The 2,617-nt window shown below is 56.9% G+C and carries 4 protein-coding genes; all 4 read left to right on the forward strand.

The genetic code is table 11. The features are described 5' to 3' along the window. Positions 1-48 precede the first annotated feature (48 nt). A complete protein-coding gene (locus QZL71_RS05520) occupies positions 49-744 on the forward strand; it encodes a DNA alkylation repair protein (protein WP_294648173.1) in 696 nt (231 codons plus the stop codon). Positions 745-873: 129 nt separating this feature from the next. Next, positions 874-1,584, forward strand: coding sequence for a UMP kinase (gene pyrH, locus QZL71_RS05525; protein ID WP_223389665.1), 711 nt, complete (start codon positions 874-876; stop codon positions 1,582-1,584). A gap of 81 nt (positions 1,585-1,665) precedes the next feature. Continuing rightward, positions 1,666-2,220, forward strand: coding sequence for a ribosome recycling factor (gene frr / locus QZL71_RS05530; RefSeq protein WP_005945866.1), 555 nt, complete (start codon positions 1,666-1,668; stop codon positions 2,218-2,220). 92 nt (positions 2,221-2,312) lie between these two features. Next, positions 2,313-2,617, forward strand: a 305-nt coding sequence (locus tag QZL71_RS05535; RefSeq protein WP_294648175.1) for an undecaprenyl diphosphate synthase family protein, incomplete at its 3' end; no start/stop codon positions are given.

Genomic DNA, 2,617 nt, shown 5'->3' on the forward strand with positions numbered 1-2,617 from the left:
CTTTTCCATACGGCTCTGCTACAATAGAAAAGAACGGAGGGAGAGAGGATGGAGCCGGAAGCAGAGATCATTCGTGCGCAGCTGGCTGCCCTGCGGGATGAAGCATACCGCACCTTTCACAGTGCGTTGATGCCCACCGTGCCGCCGGAAACGGTGATCGGCGTGCGCGTTCCGGCTCTGCGCAAGTTGGCAAAACAGCTCGCAGGCACAGCGCAGGCAGAAGTGTTTTTACAGGCCCTGCCGCATGGATACTACGAAGAAAACAACTTCCACGCGTTTCTGATCGAACTTATCCGGGACTACGACAGGGCGCTGGCTGAAACGGAAGCGTTCCTGCCCTACATCAACAACTGGGCCACCTGTGACTGCTTTTGCCCCAAAGTGTTTGCAAAGCACAAGAAGGAACTGCTGGTGCCCATTCGCCGCTGGCTGGATTCGGGTGAGGCATACACCGTGCGCTATGGCATGGAGATGCTGATGCGCTATTATCTGGATGATGCATTCCGGCCGGAATATCTGGAATGGGTGGCCGATGTGCGTAGCACGGAATACTATATCAATATGATGCGGGCATGGTATTTTGCCACGGCACTGGCAAAGCAGCCGGATGCCGCGCTGCCGTGGCTCACAGAAAAGCGGCTGGATTTGTGGACCCACAACAAAGCCATCCAGAAAGCGGTGGAAAGCCGCCGCATTCCGCCCGAAATGAAGCAGCTGCTGCGCGGTCTGCGCAGCCGTTCATAAAAGCTTCCGGATTTCCGCGCAGATTTCCTGTTTACTTTATGAATGTTTTATTGTAAAATAAGCTATAGTAAAAAATGTCAGGGTATGCCTATGCCCTGACGGAAGATAAAAACAGGTGGTGTTTGGATTATGGCATTGAAATATCAGCGTATCCTTCTGAAGATCAGCGGCGAAGCACTGGGCGGCGAAAAGGGCATGGGTTTTGACGAGCCCACCATGGACGCGATCTGCGGCGGCGTGAAGAAAGCACACGAGCTGGGCGTACAGATCGGCATCGTGGTTGGCGGCGGCAACTTCTGGCGCGGCCGTTCCAGCGGCAAGATGGAGCGCACACTGGCCGATAAGATCGGTATGCTGGCAACCGTGATGAACGCACTGGCTGTCTCCGACAAGCTGGAACAGCTGGGTGTGCCCACTGAGGTGTTCACCTCCATCACCATGCCGCAGGTGGCACAGCCCTTTACCCGCAAGGATGCTCTGCGCGCCATGGATGAGGGCAAGATCGCCGTGTTCGGCGGCGGCACCGGCAACCCGTTCTTCTCCACGGATACGGCAACCGCTCTGCGCGCTGTGGAAGTGAGCGCCGATGTGATGTTCAAGGCTACTATGGTGGATGGCGTTTACGATAAGGATCCCCACAAGTACGCCGACGCAAAGAAGTATGATACCCTCACCTTTACCAAGGTGCTGGAAGACCAGCTGGCTGTTATGGATGGCACTGCTGCCACTCTGTGCCGCGACAACAAGCTGCCCATCCTCGTGTTCGATCTGGCCGACCCGGACAACATTGCCCGTGCCGTGCAGGGCGAGAATGTGGGCACACTGGTTTACGAGGGCTGAAACGCCTGCAGCCGACATACATTATAGGGCAGACGCATTGCAGCGCAGCCCCAAGATAAAAAGGAACAGGAGACTACCGCAATGAGCAGCAACACCAAGGTTTACGAAGACAAGATGAAGAGCTCGGTCGAACATCTGGGCCGCGAACTGGGCGCTGTGCGCGCAGGCCGCGCAAATCCCGCTGTGCTGGATAAGGTCAGCGTGGATTATTATGGCGCCCCCACTCCCATCCAGCAGGTGGCATCCGTGGCTGTGGCCGAAGCACGCACCCTGACCATTACCCCGTGGGACCGTACTCTGCTGCGCCCCATCAGCAAGGCCATCATGGCCAGCGATGTGGGCATCACTCCCATTGATGACGGCTCTACCATCCGCCTGAACTTCCCGGCTCCCACCGAGGAGCGCCGCAAGCAGCTGGCAAAGGAAGTTTCCAAGCTGGGCGAGGAGGCTAAGGTGGCAGTGCGCAACATCCGCCGCGAGGCTATGGATAAGGCCAAGGCCATGAAGAAGGCCGGCGAGCTGACCGAGGACAGCCAGAAGACCATGGAAGAGGATGTCCAGAAGCTGACCGACAAGTATATCAAGAACATCGATGCTGCGGTGGAAGAAAAGCAGAAGGAGATCATGTCTGTCTGATCTGCGCAGATGCAATAAACTGGAGGTGCCGTGCGCTGAAGAAGAGTGCGCGGCACTTTTGTTGAAGGCGGCGTTGCTGCCGGGAGGAAACAATGGCGCATCCGAAAGAATTTGCCGAGGGCCTTTCCATCGGCATCATCATGGACGGCAACGGCCGCTGGGCAAAGAACCGCGGCCTGCCCCGCACTGCCGGGCACAAAAGAGGCGCAGAGGTGTTCAGCGATATCGCAGATTACTGCGATGAGCTGGGCGTTTCGTCGGTGTACTTCTATGCGTTTTCCACCGAGAACTGGAAGCGTCCGCTGGAAGAGGTCAACGCCATCATGCGGCTGTTCGGCGAATATCTGCTGAAGGGCTTTGACTACAAGAACCGCAATATCCGCATCAAGTTCATGGG

This window comes from uncultured Faecalibacterium sp. (genome assembly GCF_900066275.1).
GTDB classification, from domain to species: Bacteria; Bacillota; Clostridia; order Oscillospirales; family Ruminococcaceae; genus Faecalibacterium; species Faecalibacterium taiwanense.